Source organism: Castellaniella sp., assembly GCF_034674885.1.
In the GTDB taxonomy this organism is placed as follows: Bacteria; Pseudomonadota; Gammaproteobacteria; order Burkholderiales; family Burkholderiaceae_B; genus Castellaniella.
Window position 1 is genome coordinate 167563 of record NZ_JAUCDS010000001.1, and the last position, 19528, is coordinate 187090.

24 protein-coding genes and 1 other RNA gene are annotated in these 19528 nt (G+C 65.0%); 12 read left to right on the plus strand and 13 right to left on the minus strand.

Going from position 1 to position 19528, the window contains the following annotated elements; all coding sequences use genetic code 11:
- Positions 1-12 precede the first annotated feature (12 nt).
- Positions 13-480 (plus strand): Fur family transcriptional regulator, encoded by a 468-nt coding sequence (locus VDP74_RS00805; protein WP_322997701.1) that lies wholly within the window; start codon positions 13-15, stop codon positions 478-480.
- On the opposite strand, the gene msrA is transcribed toward VDP74_RS00805, so the two are convergent.
- A complete protein-coding gene (gene msrA, locus VDP74_RS00810; RefSeq protein WP_322997702.1) occupies positions 481-1005 on the minus strand; it encodes a peptide-methionine (S)-S-oxide reductase MsrA in 525 nt (174 codons plus the stop codon).
- Between the two features lie 61 nt (positions 1006-1066).
- Positions 1067-1435, minus strand: coding sequence for a c-type cytochrome (locus VDP74_RS00815; RefSeq protein WP_322997703.1), 369 nt, complete (start codon positions 1433-1435; stop codon positions 1067-1069).
- Between the two features lie 70 nt (positions 1436-1505).
- Between VDP74_RS00815 and lgt the strand changes: the two genes are divergently transcribed.
- Entirely contained in the window at positions 1506-2300 is a 795-nt protein-coding gene (lgt, locus tag VDP74_RS00820) for a prolipoprotein diacylglyceryl transferase (RefSeq protein WP_322997704.1), read from the plus strand.
- Here the strand turns inward: lgt and VDP74_RS00825 are convergent.
- The 5 genes from VDP74_RS00825 to VDP74_RS00845 all read right to left on the minus strand — a co-directional run bounded on the left by VDP74_RS00825 (position 2239) and on the right by VDP74_RS00845 (position 4614).
- The gene (locus VDP74_RS00825) at positions 2239-2991 is read right to left on the minus strand and encodes an SIMPL domain-containing protein (RefSeq protein ID WP_322997705.1); all 753 of its coding nucleotides are present in this window, start codon (positions 2989-2991) and stop codon (positions 2239-2241) included. The genes lgt and VDP74_RS00825 overlap by 62 nt on opposite strands.
- Positions 2992-3097: 106 nt before the next feature.
- Positions 3098-3279: non-coding RNA, 6S RNA (gene ssrS, locus VDP74_RS00830), on the minus strand.
- Between the two features lie 38 nt (positions 3280-3317).
- Positions 3318-3620, minus strand: coding sequence for a cell division protein ZapA (locus tag VDP74_RS00835; RefSeq protein WP_322997706.1), 303 nt, complete (start codon positions 3618-3620; stop codon positions 3318-3320).
- 3 nt (positions 3621-3623) lie between these two features.
- Positions 3624-4025 carry a hypothetical protein gene (locus VDP74_RS00840; protein ID WP_322997707.1) on the minus strand — a complete coding sequence of 134 codons (402 nt, stop codon included), beginning with the start codon at positions 4023-4025 and terminating at the stop codon, positions 3624-3626.
- Positions 4026-4035: 10 nt separating this feature from the next.
- Positions 4036-4614: an RNA pyrophosphohydrolase gene (locus tag VDP74_RS00845; protein ID WP_322997708.1), complete on the minus strand. Its 579-nt coding sequence runs from the start codon at positions 4612-4614 to the stop codon at positions 4036-4038.
- Between the two features lie 67 nt (positions 4615-4681).
- Between VDP74_RS00845 and VDP74_RS00850 the strand changes: the two genes are divergently transcribed.
- From VDP74_RS00850 to VDP74_RS00890, 9 genes are all read left to right on the plus strand, one after another.
- A complete protein-coding gene (locus tag VDP74_RS00850; protein WP_322997709.1) occupies positions 4682-6412 on the plus strand; it encodes a proline--tRNA ligase in 1731 nt (576 codons plus the stop codon).
- Positions 6413-6442: 30 nt separating this feature from the next.
- On the plus strand, positions 6443-6868 hold the full coding sequence (gene ybgC / locus VDP74_RS00855; RefSeq protein WP_322997710.1) for a tol-pal system-associated acyl-CoA thioesterase: 426 nt from the start codon (positions 6443-6445) through the stop codon (positions 6866-6868).
- A gap of 2 nt (positions 6869-6870) precedes the next feature.
- Complete coding sequence (gene tolQ / locus VDP74_RS00860) at positions 6871-7545, plus strand: protein TolQ (RefSeq protein WP_322997711.1); 675 nt, start codon at positions 6871-6873, stop codon at positions 7543-7545.
- Position 7546: 1 nt separating this feature from the next.
- On the plus strand, positions 7547-7981 hold the full coding sequence (gene tolR / locus VDP74_RS00865) for a protein TolR (protein ID WP_322997712.1): 435 nt from the start codon (positions 7547-7549) through the stop codon (positions 7979-7981).
- 27 nt (positions 7982-8008) lie between these two features.
- Entirely contained in the window at positions 8009-9199 is a 1191-nt protein-coding gene (tolA, locus tag VDP74_RS00870) for a cell envelope integrity protein TolA (RefSeq protein ID WP_322997713.1), read from the plus strand.
- A 13-nt stretch (positions 9200-9212) separates the two neighbouring features.
- Positions 9213-10520 (plus strand): Tol-Pal system beta propeller repeat protein TolB, encoded by a 1308-nt coding sequence (gene tolB / locus VDP74_RS00875; RefSeq protein WP_322997714.1) that lies wholly within the window; start codon positions 9213-9215, stop codon positions 10518-10520.
- Between the two features lie 37 nt (positions 10521-10557).
- Positions 10558-11052: a peptidoglycan-associated lipoprotein Pal gene (pal, locus tag VDP74_RS00880; protein ID WP_322997715.1), complete on the plus strand. Its 495-nt coding sequence runs from the start codon at positions 10558-10560 to the stop codon at positions 11050-11052.
- Positions 11053-11138: 86 nt separating this feature from the next.
- Positions 11139-11819, plus strand: a complete 681-nt coding sequence (ybgF, locus tag VDP74_RS00885) for a tol-pal system protein YbgF (protein WP_322997716.1) — start codon at positions 11139-11141, stop codon at positions 11817-11819.
- Positions 11819-12664, plus strand: a complete 846-nt coding sequence (locus VDP74_RS00890; protein ID WP_322997717.1) for an alpha/beta hydrolase — start codon at positions 11819-11821, stop codon at positions 12662-12664. The genes ybgF and VDP74_RS00890 overlap by 1 nt, the downstream gene beginning before the upstream one ends.
- Here VDP74_RS00890 and VDP74_RS00895 read toward each other — a convergent pair.
- Positions 12651-13148 (minus strand): copper chaperone PCu(A)C, encoded by a 498-nt coding sequence (locus VDP74_RS00895; RefSeq protein WP_322997718.1) that lies wholly within the window; start codon positions 13146-13148, stop codon positions 12651-12653. The genes VDP74_RS00890 and VDP74_RS00895 overlap by 14 nt on opposite strands.
- A 114-nt stretch (positions 13149-13262) precedes the next feature.
- On the opposite strand from VDP74_RS00895, the gene VDP74_RS00900 reads away from it, so the two are divergent.
- Positions 13263-13721, plus strand: coding sequence for a PaaI family thioesterase (locus VDP74_RS00900; RefSeq protein WP_322997719.1), 459 nt, complete (start codon positions 13263-13265; stop codon positions 13719-13721).
- A 120-nt stretch (positions 13722-13841) separates the two neighbouring features.
- Here VDP74_RS00900 and VDP74_RS00905 read toward each other — a convergent pair whose 3' ends face one another.
- From VDP74_RS00905 to leuE, 5 genes are all read right to left on the minus strand, one after another.
- Positions 13842-14927, minus strand: a complete 1086-nt coding sequence (locus VDP74_RS00905; RefSeq protein WP_416232907.1) for a BMP family ABC transporter substrate-binding protein — start codon at positions 14925-14927, stop codon at positions 13842-13844.
- Between the two features lie 54 nt (positions 14928-14981).
- Positions 14982-15899 carry an ABC transporter permease gene (locus VDP74_RS00910; RefSeq protein ID WP_322997720.1) on the minus strand — a complete coding sequence of 306 codons (918 nt, stop codon included), beginning with the start codon at positions 15897-15899 and terminating at the stop codon, positions 14982-14984.
- Positions 15900-15901: 2 nt separating this feature from the next.
- Complete coding sequence (locus VDP74_RS00915) at positions 15902-16966, minus strand: ABC transporter permease (RefSeq protein ID WP_322997721.1); 1065 nt, start codon at positions 16964-16966, stop codon at positions 15902-15904.
- Positions 16959-18491: an ABC transporter ATP-binding protein gene (locus VDP74_RS00920; protein ID WP_322997722.1), complete on the minus strand. Its 1533-nt coding sequence runs from the start codon at positions 18489-18491 to the stop codon at positions 16959-16961. Before VDP74_RS00920 ends, VDP74_RS00915 begins: the two co-directional genes overlap by 8 nt.
- Positions 18492-18740: 249 nt before the next feature.
- Positions 18741-19376: a leucine efflux protein LeuE gene (gene leuE, locus VDP74_RS00925; protein ID WP_322997723.1), complete on the minus strand. Its 636-nt coding sequence runs from the start codon at positions 19374-19376 to the stop codon at positions 18741-18743.
- Positions 19377-19528 lie beyond the last annotated feature (152 nt).

Consider the following 19528-nt stretch of genomic DNA (forward strand, 5'->3'; position numbering starts at 1 on the left):
AACATAACCATCATGACGACCAAGGCCCATTCTCACTCAGCGTCCGCCATCGCCCAGCGTCTGCAGACGGCGGAACAGCTCTGCACCCAGCGCGGTTCGCGGCTGACGCCCTTGCGCCGGCTGGTGCTGGAGACCCTGTTGCGACACCCTGGCAGCCTGAAAGCCTACGAACTGCTGGATGCCCTGCGCACCGCCCAGCCAGGCGCGGCCCCCCCTACGGTGTACCGCGCACTGGATTTCCTGACGGCCCAGGGCCTGATTCACCGCCTGGACGCCATCAACGCCTGGTCGGCCTGCACCGATGCCGGCGGCGAACCGCACGACCTGCTGATCGTCTGCACCCGCTGCGGCAACGTCGCCGAATTGAGCGACCCGGCGCTCAGCCGGCGCCTGGCCGACTGCGTGGCCAAAGCCGGCTTTGCGCTGGACGGCCACGAAACCGAACTGCGTGCCGTCTGTACGCGCTGCCAGAAAGATTGATCAGCCCGCCAGCAGGTGGGCGTAGCGCTGGCGGAATTTCGCCATTTTCGGCGCGATCACGAACTGGCAATAACCCTGTTCGGGATGGCGTTGGAAATATTCACGATGCAGGGCCTCGGCCGGCCAGAACCTGCCGGCCGCCTCGATCCGGGTACAGATGGGGGCATCGAAATGCACCTGCGCATCGTCGCGCACGGCCTGGGCAACGTCGCGCTGGGCATCGTCCCGATAGAAAACGACCGATGCATACTGGGGACCGACGTCATGCCCCTGACGATCGGGCGTGGTCGGATCATGCGTGCCGAAGAAGACCTCCAGCAAGGTACGGTAGCTGACCCGATCCGGGTCGAAATCCACCTGCACGACTTCGACGTGGCCGGTATCCTGTCGGCACACCTGGTCATACGTCGGGTGATCGACGTGTCCGCCACAATATCCCGGCTGCACGTCATGCACGCCCGGTAGCGCTCGAAACACCGGTTCCAGGCACCAGAAGCACCCGCCGCCGACGATCGCCTGTTCCATATTTGCCTCCCGATCATCCATTGAACGCTCGTATCCAGGATACCCCCGCGCAGCCAGTGCGTCAGGGCTGTTTCGATTCGGACAGGGACAAGATCCACTGCGCCAGGCGCATCGCATCGGCATCGGACAGCCGCGGTTGCGCGGGCATGGGGATCGCCCCCCACTGGCCGCTGCTGCCATTGCGTATCGCCTGCGCCAGGTACTGCGCCGCCTGCGGCTGCCCCTGGAAACGCTGCGCAATGGCGCGAAAAGGCGGCCCGACCCGCCGGGCGTCGACCTGGTGGCACCCCAGGCACTGGCGCTGGCTGGCCAGCGCCTGGCCGCCGGCGACCACAGGCCCGGCGGCCAGGGCCGAGCCGACTGTCAGCGTAAGCAGGCCGGAGAGTGCCCCGATGCGGGCGATCCGGATCATTGTGCGACGATATTGCATGGCGTGGCTGTCACCCCCATCAGACCGATCACGGTATTATCCTTGATTGTCCTGTCTGCCGGTGTTCTCCATGCCTTACCCCCATATCGACCCCATTGCGCTGCAGCTTGGCCCAGTGGCCATTCATTGGTATGGCCTGATGTACCTGGCCGGCTTCGCCCTGGCCTGGCTGCTGGGCCGCTGGCGCATCCAGCACCACCCCAACGGGCTGACCCTGCGCGACCTGGAAGACATCATTTTCTACGGCGTGCTGGGCGTCGTGCTGGGTGGGCGACTGGGCTACGTGCTGTTCTACAAATTCGACGACTACCTGGCCCACCCGCTCTCGATCTTCGAGGTCTGGCAGGGCGGCATGTCGTTTCACGGCGGCCTGCTGGGCGTGATCCTGGCGATGCTGTTCTTCGCCCGCAAGCGTGGCCAGCACCTGCTGGCCATCGGCGACTTCATCGCCCCCCTGATCCCCCTGGGCCTGGCGGCCGGGCGGCTGGGCAACTTCATCAATGGCGAACTCTGGGGTCGACCCACCGACCTGCCCTGGGGCATGATCTTTCCGGGCGCTCACGACAACACGCCGCGCCATCCATCGCAACTGTACGAAATGGGGCTGGAAGGATTCGCGCTGTTCGCCCTGGTCTGGTGGTTCGCCCGCAAACCCCGCCCCATGGGGCAGATCAGCGCCGTCTTCCTGATGGGTTACGGCGTCTTCCGGTTCCTGGTGGAATTCACCCGCGAACCCGACGATTTCCTGGGGCTGCTGGCAGGCGGCCTGTCGATGGGGCAGATCCTGTCCATCCCCATGGTGCTCATTGGCCTGTGGCTGTTCCTGCGGGCAGCAGGACGATCGTCCCCTGCACCGACACGCTGAGCGTCTGGCGCCCGCCCTCGATGGGGGCGGCGACCTTGTCTGCCGCCATCGCGCTCATCATCATGCGCGGCATGGGCGCCGGGGCCTCGCCAGCGCCGCCCAAATCCACCTGATGCAACCGGTAGGCGCTGAACCCCAGGGCCTGGGTCAGGGCCTGGGCGCGATCCTGGAAGGCCTTGACGGCCTGCTGCAGCAGCTTCTGTTCCTCCGCTGCCTGGCGTTCCCGCGAGACTGAAAACGCCATCCCGGCAATCGGCATGCGGTCGGCCAGTTGGGCCGCCAGCTTCGAGGCCGCCGGAAAATCCTGCGAGTCGAGCAGGATTTCGGCATGTCCCCGCCATTCTGAAATGCGGCCATCCCGATCCGTCATGGGCCAGATGCGATAGCTGCCGCTGCGCGCCTGGATGCCGTCATGGCCCTTGGCCTGCTTCATGACCTCGTCCAGGCGGCTGTTCAACTGATCGGACACCTGGGACTGAGAGGCGCCGGATACCTCGGCGGCCAGCGTGACCTGCACCGTGTCCTGCGGCACTTCCGCGCTGGCCTGCGCCGACAGCGTCGCCTGCGGACGGTCCTGGCGGGACTGCGCCGGGTCGTGTGAGTGGGCTTGGGCCAAGGGTGCCAAGGCCAAGGTAACGCCCAGCACCAGGCCGGCTATCAGCGGCGTGCGAAACGAGACATGATGGGTCATATGAGGATTCCTGTGGGCGCCACCAGCGTGGTGGCCAGAAGCCTGCAGGATACTTGCAAAGAACTACCAACAAAAGTCCGTCGTGTTACCACGACGGACTCTTTGTAAATGCCCCGCCTGTGCCGTCTAGGCCGGCATCCCGGAACCGGAGGTTCACGGTGGTCGCCTTCAGTCAGCCTTCGGGCTATCCAAATAAAGGTAGCACGCCTATCTGCCAATCCGGCAACCGATGCCAATTAGCATTGGTTCAAGGAATGTATGGCCATGTCTCGAACACGGCAGGGACTTAATCAGCCGGATGCCGGGGAGGCGTCCGGAAAAACGGGTCAAACAGCATCGTCCGATACGGTGTCGAGCATGCGGTTCATGGCATCAATTTTACCCCTGAAATCCCCCACGGCAAGTTGGCTGAGGGGACCGTCCGGCGCGCGCAGCGTCAAAAGCTCGTTGGCGATCTGGATAGCGGCCATCACGGCAATGCGCTCGTTGCTGACGATCTTGCCGCTGCCCTTGATGGCGAGCATGCGCTGATCGACCTGGCGCACTGCCGCCAGCAGGGCGTCTTTTTCCTGGGGAGGACACGCCAGCGAATAATCGCGCCCCAGAATGGATACATCGACACGTTCCATGGATCAGGCCTCCGCGCCGGGCAGGCGTTCTAGGATGAGATCAATCTGTTGCTGGGCGCCGCTGGCCGCCGTGCGCAGCCGGTCGTAGTCAGCCTGCGCCGTGGACAGGCGCTGCTGCAGGGATTCGGAACGCGACTGGTGGTCCTGCAGCTGGGTTTCCAGCGTCTGGCGGGCCTGGGCGGTTTCGTCGCGCACGGCCTGCAGTTCCTGGTCGTGACGGGACATGCGCTCGGACATGCGGGCGAATTCGTCGTGTTCCTGGGCCTGCTGGGATTTGAGCGTCTGGCATTCCTGTTCCAGTTGCTGGATCCGGGCCTTCAGGGCGCGGCGTTCGGCCTGCAGGTTCTGGGCAAGCTGCACGACCGTCTGGATACGTCGGGATAAGGCGTCGAGATCTTCGAGCATGCGGTCTACCCTAGGAAGAGGACTGGGAGGAGTGCCCCTCCGGCGCGGCCGGAGACGGGCTGGGCTGTACGGTACCGCGATGCCCACGATGACGCAAATACCGGTTTTCCCGCCCACGCCGGAACAGCAGGCCGGACAGTTCATTGAGCGCCAGGGTGTAGACCTCGCGTTTGAATTCGATCACGGCATCCAGCGGCACCCAGTAGGCGTTCCAGCGCCAGGCGTCGAATTCGGGCGTATCGGTCGCCCGCAGCGAGACATCGCTGTCTCGCCCTACCATGCGCAGCAGAAACCAGATCTGCTTCTGGCCTTTGTAGTGGCCGCGCAATTCGCGGCGCACGTAATGATCGGGCACGGTATAGCGCAACCAGTCTCGGGTACGCCCCAGGATGCGGACATGTTCGGCCTGCAGGCCGGTTTCCTCGTGAAGTTCTCGGTACATCGCCTGCACGGGAGTTTCGCCGTGTTTGATGCCGCCCTGCGGAAATTGCCACGCGTGCTCGCGGATGCGTTTACCCCAGAAAACCTCGTTTTTCTGGTTCACGAGAATGATGCCGACATTGGGGCGGTAGCCTTCGCGATCCAACATGGGGCCACCTCGGTTGTGAATTCAATACAATTACCATCGATTATACGTACCCAGCGGAATCCCTACCATGCACGCCAGCAAGTACCACCTGAACACCCTGAAAGAAGCCCCTGCAGAAGCCGAAGTCGTCAGCCACCAGCTGATGACGCGAGCCGGCATGATCCGCAAGATCGCCGGCGGCATCTACACCTACATGCCTCTGGGCCTGAAGGTGCTGCGCAAGATCGAGGCCATCGTGCGCGAGGAAATGAACAGCGCCGGCGCCATCGAGCTGCTGATGCCGGTCGTGCAGCCGGCCGAACTGTGGCAGGAATCCGGTCGCTGGGAACAATACGGCGCCGAACTGCTGCGCATCAAGGACCGCCACCAGCGCGATTTCGTCCTGCAGCCCACGTCCGAAGAAGTCATCACCGACATCGCCCGCAATGAAATCCACAGCTGGCGCCAGCTGCCGCTGAACTTCTACCACATCCAGACGAAGTTCCGCGACGAGCGCCGGCCCCGTTTCGGCTTGATGCGCGGGCGCGAATTCACCATGAAGGACGCCTATTCCTTCGACCGCGACGAGGCCGGCGCCCTGGCCAGCTACGACGTCATGTACGCCGCCTACCAGCGCATCTTCACCCGCCTGGGCCTGACCTTCCGGGCAGTGGCAGCGGACACCGGGTCCATCGGCGGTTCGCGCAGCCATGAATTCCAGGTCATCGCCGACACGGGCGAGGACCTGATCGTCTACAACCCCGATTCCGAGTACGCCGCCAACATCGAATTGGCGGATGCGCCCTGCCTGCTGCCGGCCCGCGAACCGGCGCGCGAGGCGCTGGAGAAGCGCGCCACGCCCGACGCTCCCAAATGCGAGATCGTCGCCGACCAGCTGGGGCTGCCCCTGTCGCGCACGGTGAAATCGGTGGTGCTGGCGACCGATCCGGCCGACGGCCCCGCGCGCCTGTGGCTGCTGCTGATTCGCGGCGACCACGAGACCAACGAGATCAAGGTCGGCAAGCTGCCCGGCTTCCAGGATGGTTACCGCCTGGCCACCGAAGCCGAAATCCAGGCAGCGTTCGGCTGCACGCCGGGCTATCTGGGGCCCGTCGGCCTGAATGCTGCCGTTACGGTGATCGCCGACCGCACAGTCGCGCACATGGGCGATTTCGTCTGCGGCGCCAACGAGGCCGGCTACCACCTGAGCGGCGTGAACTGGGGCCGCGACCTGCCGGAACCCGCCCTGGTGACTGACCTGCGCAACGTCGTGGCGGGCGACCCCGACCCGCAGGGCGGCACGCTGGCCATCCAGCGCGGCATCGAAGTCGGCCACGTCTTCTTCCTGGGCGACAAATATTCCCGCGCCCTGAACGCCACCTTCCTGGAAACCGACGGCAAGCCGGCCGTGCTGCAAATGGGCTGCTACGGCATCGGCATCAGCCGGATCGCGGCCGCCGCCATCGAGCAGAACCACGACGAGCGCGGCATGATCTGGCCCCGCGCCCTGGCGCCATTCGAGGTCGTGCTGTGCCCCATCGGCCTGGGCAAAAGTGAAACAGTTCGCAACGCCGCAGAATCCCTGTACCGGGACCTGCAGGCGCAGGGTATCGACGTCATTTTGGACGACCGCGACGTCCGGCCCGGTATCATGTTCGCCGACTGGGAACTGATCGGCGTGCCGCTGAGGGTGACGCTGGGGGATCGCGGCCTGAAAGACGGCATCGTCGAGATCCAGACGCGCCGGGACACCGAAGCGCAACGCATCGCGCCCGCCGACGCGCTCGCCCACATCCTCGACGCGCTGGCGGCCCTTTGAACCCGACATGTCACACGGCTTAACGAAAAAATGAGCCCGATACCCGCCAACGCTTCCGGCGACCTGTCCATTCGCGTATATTACGAGGACACCGATACCGGTGGAGTCGTGTACTACGCGAACTACCTGAAATTTTTCGAGCGCGGCCGCACCGAATGGCTGCGGGCGCTCGGAGTCGATCAACGCGAACTAGCAGCCCGGGAACAGATGATGTTTGTGGTCAGACATGCGGACATTGCCTATCGGCAACCGGCCCGTCTGGACGATCAGATCGACATCCGCACCACCGTCGCTGATCTACGGGCATCGACCCTGGTGTTCCAGCAGCAGGCGATGCGCGGCGGCGAACTTCTCGCCTCGGCCACGGTCCAAATCTGCACCGTGCACGCCACGACCTTCAAACCCATCCGTCTGTCCCCCACTCTGCGGGATCTTTTGAACAAGGCCCTTCATTAACCATGCAAGCCTCTAGCGATTTGTCGCTGCTGTCCCTGATCGGCAACGCCAGTCTTCCCGTGCAGATCGTCATGTTGATCCTGCTGGGCGCTTCGGTCCTGTCCTGGACCTACATCTTCAGCAAGCGGGCCGCGTTGCGGCGCGCCGACGAGCAGACCCGGCGCTTCGAAGACGACTTCTGGGCCGGCGGCGACCTGACGGTACTGCAACAGGCCATTGCCAGCCGCCGCAACGAACACGGCGCACTGGCCCGCATCTTCGATGCCGGCATGACGGAATTCGTGAAGGCCCGACGTTCTTCCAGCCGGGGCGACACCCTGCTGGACGCCCCGCGCCGCGCCATGAAGGCGGCCTTCCAGCGAGAAATGGACAGCCTGGAATCCCACCTCAACTTCCTGGCTTCCACGGGCTCCGTCAGCCCCTACATCGGCCTGCTGGGCACGGTCTGGGGGATCATGCACGCCTTCATGGGCCTGTCCACCATGCAACAGGCTACGCTGGCGGCCGTGGCGCCCGGCATCGCCGAAGCCCTGATCGCCACCGCCATCGGTCTGTTCGCCGCCATTCCGGCCGTGCTGGCATACAACCGCTACACGAACCAGATCGATCGCCTGTCGATCCGCTTTGAAAGCTTCGTGGAAGAATTCCTGAACATTCTGCAACGCCAGGTGCACTGAGATGACCTCTCTAAGCGGCCGTCGCGAACGGCGGATGAAAAACGACATCAACGTCGTACCCTACATCGACGTCATGCTGGTCCTGCTGGTCATTTTCATGGTGACCGCCCCCATGATCACCCCGGGCCAGATCGAATTGCCCTCCGTAGGCACGGCGTCCGACGTTCCCGTCCAGCCCATCGAAGTCCAGATCGACGCCCAGGGCGCGCTGTCGATGCGCCTGCGCGAGGGCGGCGCTTCGTTCCGCCCCGTGGACAAGGCCAATCTGCTGGCCGAAGTCCGTGCCGCCGCCACACCCGAGACACCGGTGGTGATCTCGGCCGACGGCAAGGTACCCTACGAATCCGTGATGCAGGTCATGGACCAGCTGCGCAACGGCGGTGTTGCGAAACTCGGCCTGCTCGTCAATCAGAACGCGCCGGGCAGCCGCCAGTGACGCACACCCCGGCAGGATTTCCGCCCAATGACATGGTTTGATCGCTTCACCGACTCCGAAGGGCAGCCCGACGGACGCGACGATCGGCACGGCCTGATCCTGTCCCTGGTGGCGCACGGCCTGCTGATCCTGCTGATGGTCCTGGGTTTTTCCTCGGCTCCCGACAATTCGGGCCCGGTTCAGGTGGAACTCTGGGCCAAGGGCACGGTGGCCGAAGCCGCCCCGCCCCAGGAACAACCGGAAGAGGTCCCGCCTCAAGAGCAGCCGGAACCGACTCCGGAACCTCCGAAACCCGACGACAGCGCCCAGAAGGCCGCCGAAGAGGCCGCCCAGGCCGAAGCCGCGCGCCAGGCCGCAGCCGCCCAGCAGGCCCAACAGCTGGCGGAGGCCCAGGCGCGCGCCGCTGCGGCCGCCAAAGCCCAGGCAGACGCCGAAATCGCGCTGGCCAAGGAACGCAAGGCCCGGGAAGAAGCAGAACGCCTGGCTCAGGAACAAGCCGCCAAGGAAAAGGCCGCAAAGGAAGCCGCTGACAAGGCGGCCAAGGAAAAAGCCGCCAAGGCGGCTGCAGAGAAAGCCGCAGCAGAAAAAGCGGCTGCCGAAAAGGCAGCAGCCGACAAGGCAGCAGCCGACAAGGCAGCCGCTGAAAAAGCAGCCCAAGAAAAAGCCGCCGCAGACAAAGCAGCAAAAGAACACGCAGCCAAGGAACAGGCCGCCAAAGACAAGGCGGCTGCTGAAAAAGCCGCAGCCGAAAAGGCAGCCCAGGAAAAGGCAGCCAAGGCAGCCGCCGAAAAAGCGGCGGCCGACAAGGCCGCCAAGGAAAAAGCCGCCAAAGAAGCCGCCGCCAAGCGCGAGGCCCTGAAGGCCGCCATGCGCGGCGCGGCACTGGAGGCAGCCGGCATCCCCAACGGCAACGCCGATCGCAACCAGCGCGGGGGCGGCGGCAACGACGGCTACGCCGCCAAGGTCCGCGCCTGCGTACAACCCGGCGTCATCTACAACGTCCCGCCGCGCAGCGGCTCGGGCAACCCGACTGCCAGCTTCCGCACGCGCCTGGCCTCCAGCGGCCAGGTGCAGGACGTCAACCTGACGCGCTCTTCAGGCGATCCTCGTTTCGACGACGCCGTGCGCAAGGGCATCCTGGCATGTTCCCCATTCCCCAAACCGCCAAGCGGCCGGTATCCATCGTATATTGACGTGGATTACCGCATGTACGACTAAGGAGATCGTTACCATGACCGTATTTACAGCCTCCGGCTTCATCGGGCGCCTGTGGCGGCGCGCGACGACGGCCGGCCTGGGTCTGGCGCTGGCCACCGTAGCGGCCACCAGCGCCCACGCCCAGTTGCGCGTCGACATTTCTGGCGTCGGCGCTACCCAGTACCCGATCGCCATCGCCGATTTCTCAGGTGCCGCCAGCGGCACTTCCACGCCGGAAGTCATCCGCGCCGACCTGACCCGATCCGGCCAGTTCCGCCTGATCAACGCCGCAGGCGCCAATCTGACCGTGCAAAGCCCGATCGACTACGGCACCTGGCAGTCGCGCGGGGCTGACTACCTGGCCTACGGCACCGTGGCGCAGAACGGCGGCCAGTACACCGTCAGCTACCGGCTGGTGGACAACGTGCGCAAGTCCGAACTGGACTCGGCCGTGTTCAGCGGCGGCGAAGCCGAAATGCGGCGGATCGCCCACCGCATTGCCGATCGCATCTACGAAAAGATCACCGGCGTGCGCGGCGTTTTCTCCACCCGGATCGCTTATGTGTTGCAAACCAGCAACGGCTATGAGTTACAAATTGCTGACGCCGACGGCCAGAATCCGCAGGTCATGCTGCGTTCGAAACAGTCGATCATCTCGCCGACCTGGTCGCCTGACGGCAGCAAACTTGCCTACGTCAGCTTCGAATCGGGCAAATCCGTCATCTACGTGCAGACGCTGGCCAACGCCCAGCGCCAGCCGATCTCCAACTACAAGGGCAACAACAGCGCCCCGGCCTGGTCGCCTGACGGCAGCCATATGGCGATCGTACTGTCTATGGACGGCATCTCGCAGATATATACCATCAACGCGGACGGTTCGAACCTGCGCCGCGTGATGCGGTCCCCCCTGATCGACACCGAGCCCTACTACACCCCCGACGGCCAGTCCCTGGTCTTCACCAGCGACCGCGGCGGCAGCCCCCAGATCTACAAGGTCCCTGCCGCCGGCGGTGACGCTCAGCGCCTGACCTTCTCTGGAAGTTACAATATCTCACCTAGGGTATCGCCGGATGGACAACAACTGGTGTACGTTACTCGCAGAAACGGTGCTTTCAGAATTGCAAGCTTGTCCTTGGGTTCGGGCTCCGAACAGCTCCTGACGGACGGTCCGGACGATCAGTCTCCCAGCTACGCCCCCAACGGCATGCAAGTGCTCTACAGTTCGATTCAGAACGGGCGCAGTGTACTGGCAGTGACTTCGATCGACGGCCGGGTCCGTCAGACGCTGTCGGTCCTCAACGGCAAGGTCCGCGAGCCGGCCTGGGGCCCTTTCACCAACTGATTTTTCCGTGTGACTCTTTCTTCTTAAAGGACATTAAATGAGCTCGCGCATCACCAGGACCCTGACCATAGCCGCCTTTGCCGCCTCTCTGGCCGCTTGCAGCTCCGTGCCGTTGGATCAAAACGGCGCTAACGGCGCCGGCTCGGATTCGGCGTCCGCTGGGCAAATCATGGATCCCTTCAATCCTCAAAGCCCGCTCGCGCAGCAACGCTCGGTCTATTTTGACTTCGACAGCTACTCTGTTCCCGAACAGTATCGCAGCGTCGTCGAAATGCACGCCAACTACCTGACCAGCCATCAGGCACAAAAAGTCCGCGTCGAAGGCAACACCGACGCACGCGGCAGCTCCGAATATAATCTGGCACTGGGCCAGCGCCGTTCGGATGCCGTGGCGCGCATGATGAAACTGCTGGGTGTCAACGCCAACCAGATCGAAGCCATCAGCTACGGCAAAGAGCGTCCCAAGGCTCAAGGCAACACCGAAGCCGACTACGCTGAAAACCGCCGCGCCGACATCAACTACCAACGTTGATCGCCGTCTGGCCATGACAGCGCCGTAGCGGCTGACGCTACGGCGTTTTCATTTGCGCCGACACCCTGGATGGAAGGAACCGCCCCATGCATGCACTGACTCATCGCCTGAACGCTCTGCCCGCCGCCGCGCTGCTGGCCCTGACGCTGGCCACCCCGGCAGCCCATGCCTTTTCCGACGACGAAGCCCGCCGCGCCATCCTGGAACTGCGCACGCAGATCCAGCAGATCAAGGACCAGAACCAGCAGGCCCGGCTGCAACTGGCCGACCAGATGGACATGCTGCACCAGGAAATAGCGACCCTGCGTGGCCGCGTCGAAGAACTGAGCCAGATCAACCGCAATGCCTCGGCCCCGGGCCAGGGCAATGCGCCCCAGACTCCGCAGACTGGCGACCCGCAGCAGCAGGCCGCCTACGAAGCCGCAGCCGACCAATACCGCAACGGCCGCTACAAAGAAGCCGCCGGCAGTTTCGCCACGTTCGTCCAGTCCTATCCGAACAGCGACACGGCCACCGACGCGCAGTTCTATCTGGGCAGCAGCCAGTACGCCTCGAAGGACTTCAAGAATTCCATCCAGACCATGCAGGCGCTGGTCAAGGCCCACCCGGACGACGCCCGTGCCCCGGATGCCCTGCTGGTCGTGGCTGCAGACCAGATCGAACTGAACGACATGAAGGGCGCCAAGGCCAGCCTGCAGCGCATCATCAAGGACTATCCCCAGAGCTCCGCCGCCGAAACCGCCAAGAGCCGCCTGAAGCTGTTGTGATGCCGGCTGTCCCCGATCTGCCACGCCACACCCTGGCCCTGGAGGACGGCGATCTGCACTACACCCAGGCCGGGAGCGGTGAAGACGTCGTCCTGCTGATCCACGGTTCACTGTGCGACTATCGGTACTGGCGCTGGCAACTGCCGGCCTTGGCGGAACACTGCCGCGTACTGGCCCCCAGCCTGCGCGGCTGCTGGCCGGCCGCGCACCATCACCCCCAGGCAGGCTATCGGGTCGACGCGCATGCGCACGACCTGATCCGCCTGACCCGCGCCCTGGGCATCGAACAGGGCGTGCACGTGGTGGGTCATTCACGCGGGGCGCAGGTCGCCATGGCTTTTGCGATCCAGGCCCCGGATCTGTGCCGATCCCTGACGCTGGCGGACCCGGGCTTTCGCTTTGACGACGAGCCGGAAACTCCGCCTTTCTACACGCGAACCGTCGAACTGCTGCAGGCCGGCGACATCGACGGCGCCCTGGAGGGCTTTGTCGATACCGTCAACGGCGAAGACACCTGGCGCAGGATGGTCGGCTGGTTCAAGGACATGGCCCGCGACAACGCCATGACGCTGCTGTCGCAGATCCTGGAGGCCAACACCCCGGTGCCGTGGCGCGATGCAGCCGCCCTGCGCGTCCCGATCCTGCTGGTAGGCGGGTCCAACAGCCCCGCCAAATACGGCACGCGCCAGGATCGGCTGCAACAGATCCAGCCTGAGGCGCGCCGGGTACGCATCGCCCTGGCAGCGCACGGCATGAACCTGGCCAACCCCCGGGCCTTCAACCGCGCCGTGCTGGATTTTGTCGATCCCGTGCGCGACCCGGCACCAGGCATCAGTGCTTCATAGCGTGTCCGGCCATGCCGGGCATGGCGTTGGCGGGTTTGACCTCGCACTGCGCCGTCACCCGCTGGCCATTGTCCAGCGCGAAATCGACCTGCACATGATCGCCGACCTTCAGTCCAGCCCGGGCCTGCTCCAGCATCATGTGGTAGCTGCCCGGCTTGAACGCCAGTTGCCCGCCAGCCGGCACCGCGACCTGATGCACCATGGACATCTTGCTGATGCCGTTTTCTTCCTTCGTCTGGTGGATCATGACCTCGGCGTAGTCCGATGAACGCGCACCCACCAGATTCACCGCCTGCGACCCGGCATTGTGAAAGACCAGAAAGCCGCCCGAAGGCGCAGGAGCCGGCAACTGGCGGATCCAGCAGTCCGATGCGGTGACAGTCGTCGACACGGGCGCATCGGCGGCCGGCGCCATCGCGCCATGATTCGCGGCCCATGCCGACGTCGCCAACAGCATGCAGGCCGAGACACTGCCTGCGATCATTCCTATCCGATTCATTTCTACCACCTTTCAAGCCCGGCGCAGCAGGCCCCCATGGCCCCGTACGACACCGGCTCAGGCCAGTGTACTATGGGCTTTTCCGCTCTCTTTTGCGCCATGTCTAATCTTGCTGATCCTGCCGACGCCACTGCCCTGCCCGCCGCGCACATCACGCCGGATGGCTTCCGTGACCTGTTGGCGCGGCTGCACCCCTTTGCCGCCGTGCTGGGGATCGAAGTCCAGGACATCCGCTACGGCCAGGCCACGCTGCGCCTGCCGCCAAACCCGGCCAATCAACGCCTGGGCGGCATCGTGGCGGGGCCCATGCTGATGGGTCTGGCGGACCTGGCGCTGTACGCCGCCGTGGTCAGCGCCACCGGCGTGCCCGAATCCGTCACGGCCAGCCTGACCATCAACTTCCTGCGCGGCGCGCCGGCAGGCGGCATCATTGCCCAGGCGCAGATATTGAAAACCGGCCGCATGACGGCCGGTGAAGTCCTGCTGGTGCCCGAGGGCGGCGGGGAACCCGTCGCCCAGGTCATCAGCACCTGGTCGGTCCCCAGAAGACCCAGCTAGAGCCCCCCAGGGGGATGCGCCTGGACACGGAGCGGTCCCTGCGGACCGATCTGTGCCAGGCAAATCCGAGCAGCATGCAAGCTGCGAGGCGGCCGCAGGCTGCGCAGCGTCGGGGCCTTATCAATTTTTCGTCAGTTTCCCGACGACGCCTTCGACGTAGTAGTCCATGGCGTTCAGACCCTTATCGTCCAGGGCGCCTTCAGCCAGCACGACCTTGCCTTCATTGGTCTTGATGGGTGCGGCAAAGACGTTCAGCGTGCCGGCGGCAATGGCGTCTTCCTTGGACTTGACCTCGGCCTTCAAGGCATCGTCGACGGCGGGGCCGAAACCTTCGATGTCCACCATGTGTTCCTTGAAGCCGCCCCAGACCTGATCGGACTTCCAGGTGCCGTCCAGCACGGCCTGGGCCTCGCGGGTGAAGTACGGACCCCAGTGGTGGGTGACGGCCGCCAGCTGGGCGTGCGGGCCGAATTTCAGCATGTCGGAATGGTAGGCGATGGCCCACTTGCCGCGTTCTTCGGCGGCCTGCACGGTGGCGGTGGAATCGGTGTGGTGCGTGACGATGTCGGCACCCTGGTCCAGCAGCGCCAGGGCGGCGTCGCGTTCCTTGCCCGGATCGAACCAGCTATTGACCATGATGACTCGCACCGTGGCATCGGGTTTGACGCTGCGCAGGCCGCGCGTGAAGGCGTTGATGCCCTGCAGCACTTCGGGAATCGGATAGGCGCCGACATACCCGACCACGCCCGTCTGGGTCTTGTGGCCCGCCAGCACTCCAGCCACGTAGCGGGCCTGATAGAAGCGCGCATTGGTCGTGGCGACGTTGGGCGCGGTCTTGTAGCCCGTGGAATGCACGAACTTCACGTCGGGGAACTGTTTGGCGACCTTGATGGTCGGATTCATGAACCCAAAGGATGTGGTGAAGATCAGCTTGTTGCCCTGCTGAGCCAGGTCGCGGATGACGCGCTCGGCATCGGCGCCTTCGGGCACGTCTTCGACGTACTGGGTCTTGATCTTGTCGCCCAGCTGCTGTTCCATGTATTTGCGGCCCAGGTCCTGCTGCCAGGACCAGCCAGCCTCGCCCACGGGGCTGACGTACACAAAGCCGATTTTCAGGGGTTCCTGGGCCATGGCCGGACCGGCAGCCCACAGGCAGGCGGCGGCCGTCACGGCCCCCAGGGTTTGGCGTATCACACGAGTTTTCATGACAGGAGATCTCCGTCGGGTCAAGGTTGGGATCGGGTCGGACGACAGGCGCCGTCAACTGTTGGGGTTGAACACGCGCCCAAGGGACGCGGGCATGTTGATGCGGATCCAGTTCACGTTGCGCGAGATGAGGACCAGCACCAGGATCGTAGCCAGGTACGGCAGCATGGACAGCAACTGCGAGGCGATGGGCACGCCCAGGGCCTGCATATGGAAGGTCAGAATGGTGATGCCGCCAAACAGATACGCCCCGACCAGCACGCGCAGCGGCCGCCAGGTGGCAAACGGCGTCAGGGCCAGGGCGATCCAGCCGCGCCCGGCCACCATGTTCTCGACCCACATCGGGGTGTAGACCAGGGACATGAAGGCCCCCGCCAGACCGCAGCAGGCGCCGCCGAACAGCAGCGCGACCAGGCGGATGCGGCGTACCGAATACCCAAGGGCGTGGGCCGATTCAGGGGACTCGCCCACGGCCCGCAGCACCAGCCCGGCGCGGGTCCGATACAGGAACAGGCTGAGCAGCACGGCCAGGATCAGCGCCCCGTAAACCATCGGGTGATGCTGGAACAGGGCCTCGCCGACAAAGGGGATGTCGCCCAGCACAGGGATCGACCAGGTCGAGGCCTGGATCGTGGCGCCGACGTAGGGCAGGCCGATCGAGGCCGACAGGCCCACCCCGAACAGGGACAAGGCCAGCCCGCAGGCGATCTGGTTGGCGCCCAGCCAGACCACCAGCCAGGCGAAGAGTCCGGCCATGACTGCGCCCACGAAGGCGCCGCCGGCAAACCCCACCGCCGTGCTGCCGGTCTGGACCGTGAGGGCGAAGCCCAGGGCGGCTGCCACCAGCATCATGCCTTCGGAACCCAGGTTGATGACCCCGGATTTTTCATTGATCAGCAAGCCCAGAGCCGCCAGCATCAGGGGCGTGCCGGCATTCATGGCAGCGGCGATCAGAGGAGCCAAGGCGTCCATGGTCAGCGCCTCCAGCGCAGTCGTTGATGGATCAGGACATCGCAGGCCAGCAGGGAAAACAGCAGGATTCCCTGGAAGATGCCGGTGATCGCGCTGGGCATGCCCAGGCGCGTCTGCGACAGTTCGCCGCCGATGTAGAACAGCGCCATGATGAAGCTGGCGAAGACGACACCGATCGGATGCAGGCGCCCGACGAAGGCCACGATGATGGCGGCAAAACCGTAGCCGGGCGACACGGACGGCGTCACCTGCCCAATGGGCCCCATGATTTCACAGGCGCCGGCCACCCCGGCCAGGGCGCCTGACCCCAGCATGCAGCCCCACAAGGCCTTTCTGGATGAAAACCCGGCGTAGCGGGCAGCCAGCGGCGCCAGGCCGCCGACCGTCAGGCGATAGCCCGCAAACAGCCGCGACAGCAGCAGCCAGGCGAACACGGCGGCCAGCAGCGCCAGCACGATGCCCAGGTGCAGCCGCGTGCCCGGCCAGACCGGCAGCAGGAATCCCTGGTCGAACAGGCGGGACTGCGGGAAACCGAAACCATCGGGATCGCGCATCACCCCATGCACCAGGTAGCTGAGCAACAGTTGCGCCACATAGACCAGCATCAGGGACACCAGGATCTCATTGGCGTGATAGCGGTCGCGCAGCCATGCCACCAGCGCCGCCCAAAATGCCCCGCCCAGGGCCCCGGCGATCAGCGCCAGAGTGATCATCAGGGGACCGCCCCCGCTGCCCGAGCCATCGTCGAACTGCAGGATGAAGGCGCCGGCAGTGACTGCGCCCAGGACCAGCTGCCCCTCGGCGCCGATGTTGAAGATATTGGCCCGGAAGCACAGCGCCAGCCCCACCGCGCACAGCAGCAGCGGCGCGACCTTGACGCCGATTTCCGACCAGCCGCGCAGGCTGCTGAGAGGTTCGATGAAAAAGACCGCCAACCCCTGCAACGGCGATTTGCCCACCGCCATGAACATGAACACGCCGCACAGGGCGGTCAGGGCCAAGGCCAGCAGCGGCGAGACCCAGGCCATGCGGCGCGAAGGCTGGGCGCGAGGGATCAGCTCAAGCATGGGCGGCCTCCTGGGTGACATCTGCCGCACCGGGCCACAGGCCGCTCATCCATTGGCCGATCTGTTCCCGGCTGGCCCGTTCCCGCGTGATCGGCGGAGACAGGCGGCCCTTGGCCATGACGACCAGACGATCAGAGAGTTCCAGCAATTCGTCGAGCTCCTCGGATATGAGCAAGATGGCGCATCCGGCATCGCGTAGCGCCAGGAGTTCGCCCCGGATCTGCGCCGCCGCGCCGACGTCCACCCCCCAGGTGGGCTGAGCGATGATCAACAGCCGGGGCTGGCGCACGACCTCCCGGCCGACGATGTATTTCTGCAGATTGCCCCCCGACAGGCTGCCGGCCAGGGCCTGCGGCCCGGCGGCCTTGACGCGAAAGCGGTCGATGATGCCGGCGGTAATGCGCTGCACGGCACCGGATCGGATCCAGCCATGGCGGACGGTTTGCGCCCCCTGGTGCGACAGCAGCAGATTGCGCGACAAGCTGAGTTCGGGCACGGCGCCCCGCCCCAGGCGTTCTTCGGGCACAAACGCCAGGCCTTGCGCTCGCCTCCAGGCGGCCGACTGCCGTCCGATGGGCGCCCCATCCAGCGTGATGGACGCCGGTTCGGCCCGCAGGTCTTCGCCGGACAGCACCCCCATGAGTTCCTGCTGGCCGTTGCCCGACACGCCCGCTACCCCGAGGATTTCTCCGGCATGCAGATCGAACGCGACCCGGGACAAAGGCGTGGCAAAGGGATGCGCCCGCTGCAGATCCAGCCCCTGTACCTGCATCAGCACCGGGCCGGCAGCCCGCGCCTGACGATGCTGCACCGGCAGGTCGGCGCCGATCATCATGCGCGACAGGCTGGCTTCGGTTTCCTGGCGCGGATCGCAGACGCCCGTCACCCGCCCCGCCCGCATGACCGTGCAGCGGTGGCACAGGCTGCGGATCTCGTCGAGCTTATGGCTGATGTACAGGATGCTGCAGCCTTCGGCGGCCAGCCGGCGCAGGACCTCGAAGAGCCGCTGCACGGCCTGGGGCGTCAGGACCGAAGTCGGTTCATCCAGGATCAGCAGGCGCGGCTTGCCCAGCAAGGCGCGGATGATCTCGACGCGCTGGCGTTCGCCCACGGACAGGGTATGGACGTGCCGGTGCGGCTGGACGTCCAGCCCGTATTGCTCGGCGGTCTGCGCAATGCGGCCGGCCAGGGTCTGCAAAGGGATATCCGGCGGCAGGCCCAGGGCGATGTTTTCCGCGACCGTCAGTGTGTCGAACAGCGAAAAATGCTGGAACACCATGCCCAGCCCCAAGGCGCGTGCCGCTGCCGGATTGGCGATCTGCACGGCCTGGCCGTCCCATTCGACCGTGCCGGCATCGGGCCGCACCACGCCATAGATGATTTTCATCAGGGTGGATTTTCCCGCACCGTTTTCACCCAGCACTGCGTGGATTTCGCCAGGTTCGACCGTCAGGTCCACCGCGTCGTTGGCGCGGACGGCGGGGTAGGTCTTGGTGATGCGGCGTAAGGCCAGTCGCGGCGGCATGCAGGCGTCCTGTTCGAATCGTTCGTGAAACAGCCGGATTCGAAAAATTCTACTCAGGAAGCGGGAAGCGGCCTAAAGGGGACAAACCCCTAGGCCAGCCTGGCAGACCTGAGCACGACGAACCGCCAGGCCCGCCACATGGTCGTGTTCGGGGCTCTGGCACCGGGACATCACGTTTTGTGAATGATGGATATTATCGCAGAGTGATGATGACTGTCATGTCCAGTCCCATCAGGCCCCGGAGAGGCCTCAGGCCTCGAAGGCCATGCGTCCGGCAAACCACAGAAACAGCGCCCCCACCAGGCCGCTGCCGGTGCGCGCCAGCCCCTGTCGCCGACGAAACGCTGCCGCCAGACGCGAGCCGCCGAAGATCAGGGACGACAGATACAGGGCACTGCACACCTGCAGGATCGCGGCCAGGATCAGGAAGGACAAAGCCGGATGCGGATAGGCCGGGTCCACGAACTGGACGAAGAACGACAGCAGGAACAGGATGGCCTTGGGATTGAGCAGGCTGAGCAGCAAGGCCTTGTGAAAGGGGTTGCCGGCCGCGCTGGATACGGTTTTTGTCTCGCCATGCCCCGGATGCAGGGCGGACCACAGCAGGCGGATGCCCAAGTAGCTGAGATACACGGCGCCCACGGCCTTCAGGGCCAGGAACAGCATCGGCAACAAGCGCAGCACGGACGCGGCACCAGCTGCCGTCAGCGTCATGAGGATGGAATCCCCCAGGAACACCCCGCAGGCAGCCTGGTATCCCGCACGCACCCCGCGCCCGGCCCCGACAGCCAGCACGAACAAGGAATTGGGCCCGGGCAGCAGCACGATGAAGACGACGCCCGCCAGATAGGTCCAGACGTCCAGAACGCCGTATTCAGAAAACATGATGAGTGCGATCAGAGAGGCCGCGCCAGGCGGCCGCACGCGGGAATTGCGCAACAATCATTGTATCCAGATCGGGTTCATGAAATGCGCGACCTGAGCTAAAAAAGGCCCCACAGCATCACTGTGGAGCCCTGGGTGCTTCCAGCCTCTGG

What these genes read in the sequence shown, in the direction of transcription:
- VDP74_RS00805 (WP_322997701.1), top strand. Translation starts at nt 13, where the DNA reads ATGACGACCAAGGCCCATTCTCACTCAGCGTCCGCCATCGCCCAGCGT.
- msrA (WP_322997702.1), bottom strand. Translation starts at nt 1,005, where the DNA reads ATGGAACAGGCGATCGTCGGCGGCGGGTGCTTCTGGTGCCTGGAACCG.
- VDP74_RS00815 (WP_322997703.1), bottom strand. Translation starts at nt 1,435, where the DNA reads ATGCAATATCGTCGCACAATGATCCGGATCGCCCGCATCGGGGCACTC.
- lgt (WP_322997704.1), top strand. Translation starts at nt 1,506, where the DNA reads ATGCCTTACCCCCATATCGACCCCATTGCGCTGCAGCTTGGCCCAGTG.
- VDP74_RS00825 (WP_322997705.1), bottom strand. Translation starts at nt 2,991, where the DNA reads ATGACCCATCATGTCTCGTTTCGCACGCCGCTGATAGCCGGCCTGGTG.
- VDP74_RS00835 (WP_322997706.1), bottom strand. Translation starts at nt 3,620, where the DNA reads ATGGAACGTGTCGATGTATCCATTCTGGGGCGCGATTATTCGCTGGCG.
- VDP74_RS00840 (WP_322997707.1), bottom strand. Translation starts at nt 4,025, where the DNA reads ATGCTCGAAGATCTCGACGCCTTATCCCGACGTATCCAGACGGTCGTG.
- VDP74_RS00845 (WP_322997708.1), bottom strand. Translation starts at nt 4,614, where the DNA reads ATGTTGGATCGCGAAGGCTACCGCCCCAATGTCGGCATCATTCTCGTG.
- VDP74_RS00850 (WP_322997709.1), top strand. Translation starts at nt 4,682, where the DNA reads ATGCACGCCAGCAAGTACCACCTGAACACCCTGAAAGAAGCCCCTGCA.
- ybgC (WP_322997710.1), top strand. Translation starts at nt 6,443, where the DNA reads ATGAGCCCGATACCCGCCAACGCTTCCGGCGACCTGTCCATTCGCGTA.
- tolQ (WP_322997711.1), top strand. Translation starts at nt 6,871, where the DNA reads ATGCAAGCCTCTAGCGATTTGTCGCTGCTGTCCCTGATCGGCAACGCC.
- tolR (WP_322997712.1), top strand. Translation starts at nt 7,547, where the DNA reads ATGACCTCTCTAAGCGGCCGTCGCGAACGGCGGATGAAAAACGACATC.
- tolA (WP_322997713.1), top strand. Translation starts at nt 8,009, where the DNA reads ATGACATGGTTTGATCGCTTCACCGACTCCGAAGGGCAGCCCGACGGA.
- tolB (WP_322997714.1), top strand. Translation starts at nt 9,213, where the DNA reads ATGACCGTATTTACAGCCTCCGGCTTCATCGGGCGCCTGTGGCGGCGC.
- pal (WP_322997715.1), top strand. Translation starts at nt 10,558, where the DNA reads ATGAGCTCGCGCATCACCAGGACCCTGACCATAGCCGCCTTTGCCGCC.
- ybgF (WP_322997716.1), top strand. Translation starts at nt 11,139, where the DNA reads ATGCATGCACTGACTCATCGCCTGAACGCTCTGCCCGCCGCCGCGCTG.
- VDP74_RS00890 (WP_322997717.1), top strand. Translation starts at nt 11,819, where the DNA reads ATGCCGGCTGTCCCCGATCTGCCACGCCACACCCTGGCCCTGGAGGAC.
- VDP74_RS00895 (WP_322997718.1), bottom strand. Translation starts at nt 13,148, where the DNA reads ATGATCGCAGGCAGTGTCTCGGCCTGCATGCTGTTGGCGACGTCGGCA.
- VDP74_RS00900 (WP_322997719.1), top strand. Translation starts at nt 13,263, where the DNA reads ATGTCTAATCTTGCTGATCCTGCCGACGCCACTGCCCTGCCCGCCGCG.
- VDP74_RS00905 (WP_416232907.1), bottom strand. Translation starts at nt 14,927, where the DNA reads ATGAAAACTCGTGTGATACGCCAAACCCTGGGGGCCGTGACGGCCGCC.
- VDP74_RS00910 (WP_322997720.1), bottom strand. Translation starts at nt 15,899, where the DNA reads ATGGACGCCTTGGCTCCTCTGATCGCCGCTGCCATGAATGCCGGCACG.
- VDP74_RS00915 (WP_322997721.1), bottom strand. Translation starts at nt 16,966, where the DNA reads ATGCTTGAGCTGATCCCTCGCGCCCAGCCTTCGCGCCGCATGGCCTGG.
- VDP74_RS00920 (WP_322997722.1), bottom strand. Translation starts at nt 18,491, where the DNA reads ATGCCGCCGCGACTGGCCTTACGCCGCATCACCAAGACCTACCCCGCC.
- leuE (WP_322997723.1), bottom strand. Translation starts at nt 19,376, where the DNA reads ATGTTTTCTGAATACGGCGTTCTGGACGTCTGGACCTATCTGGCGGGC.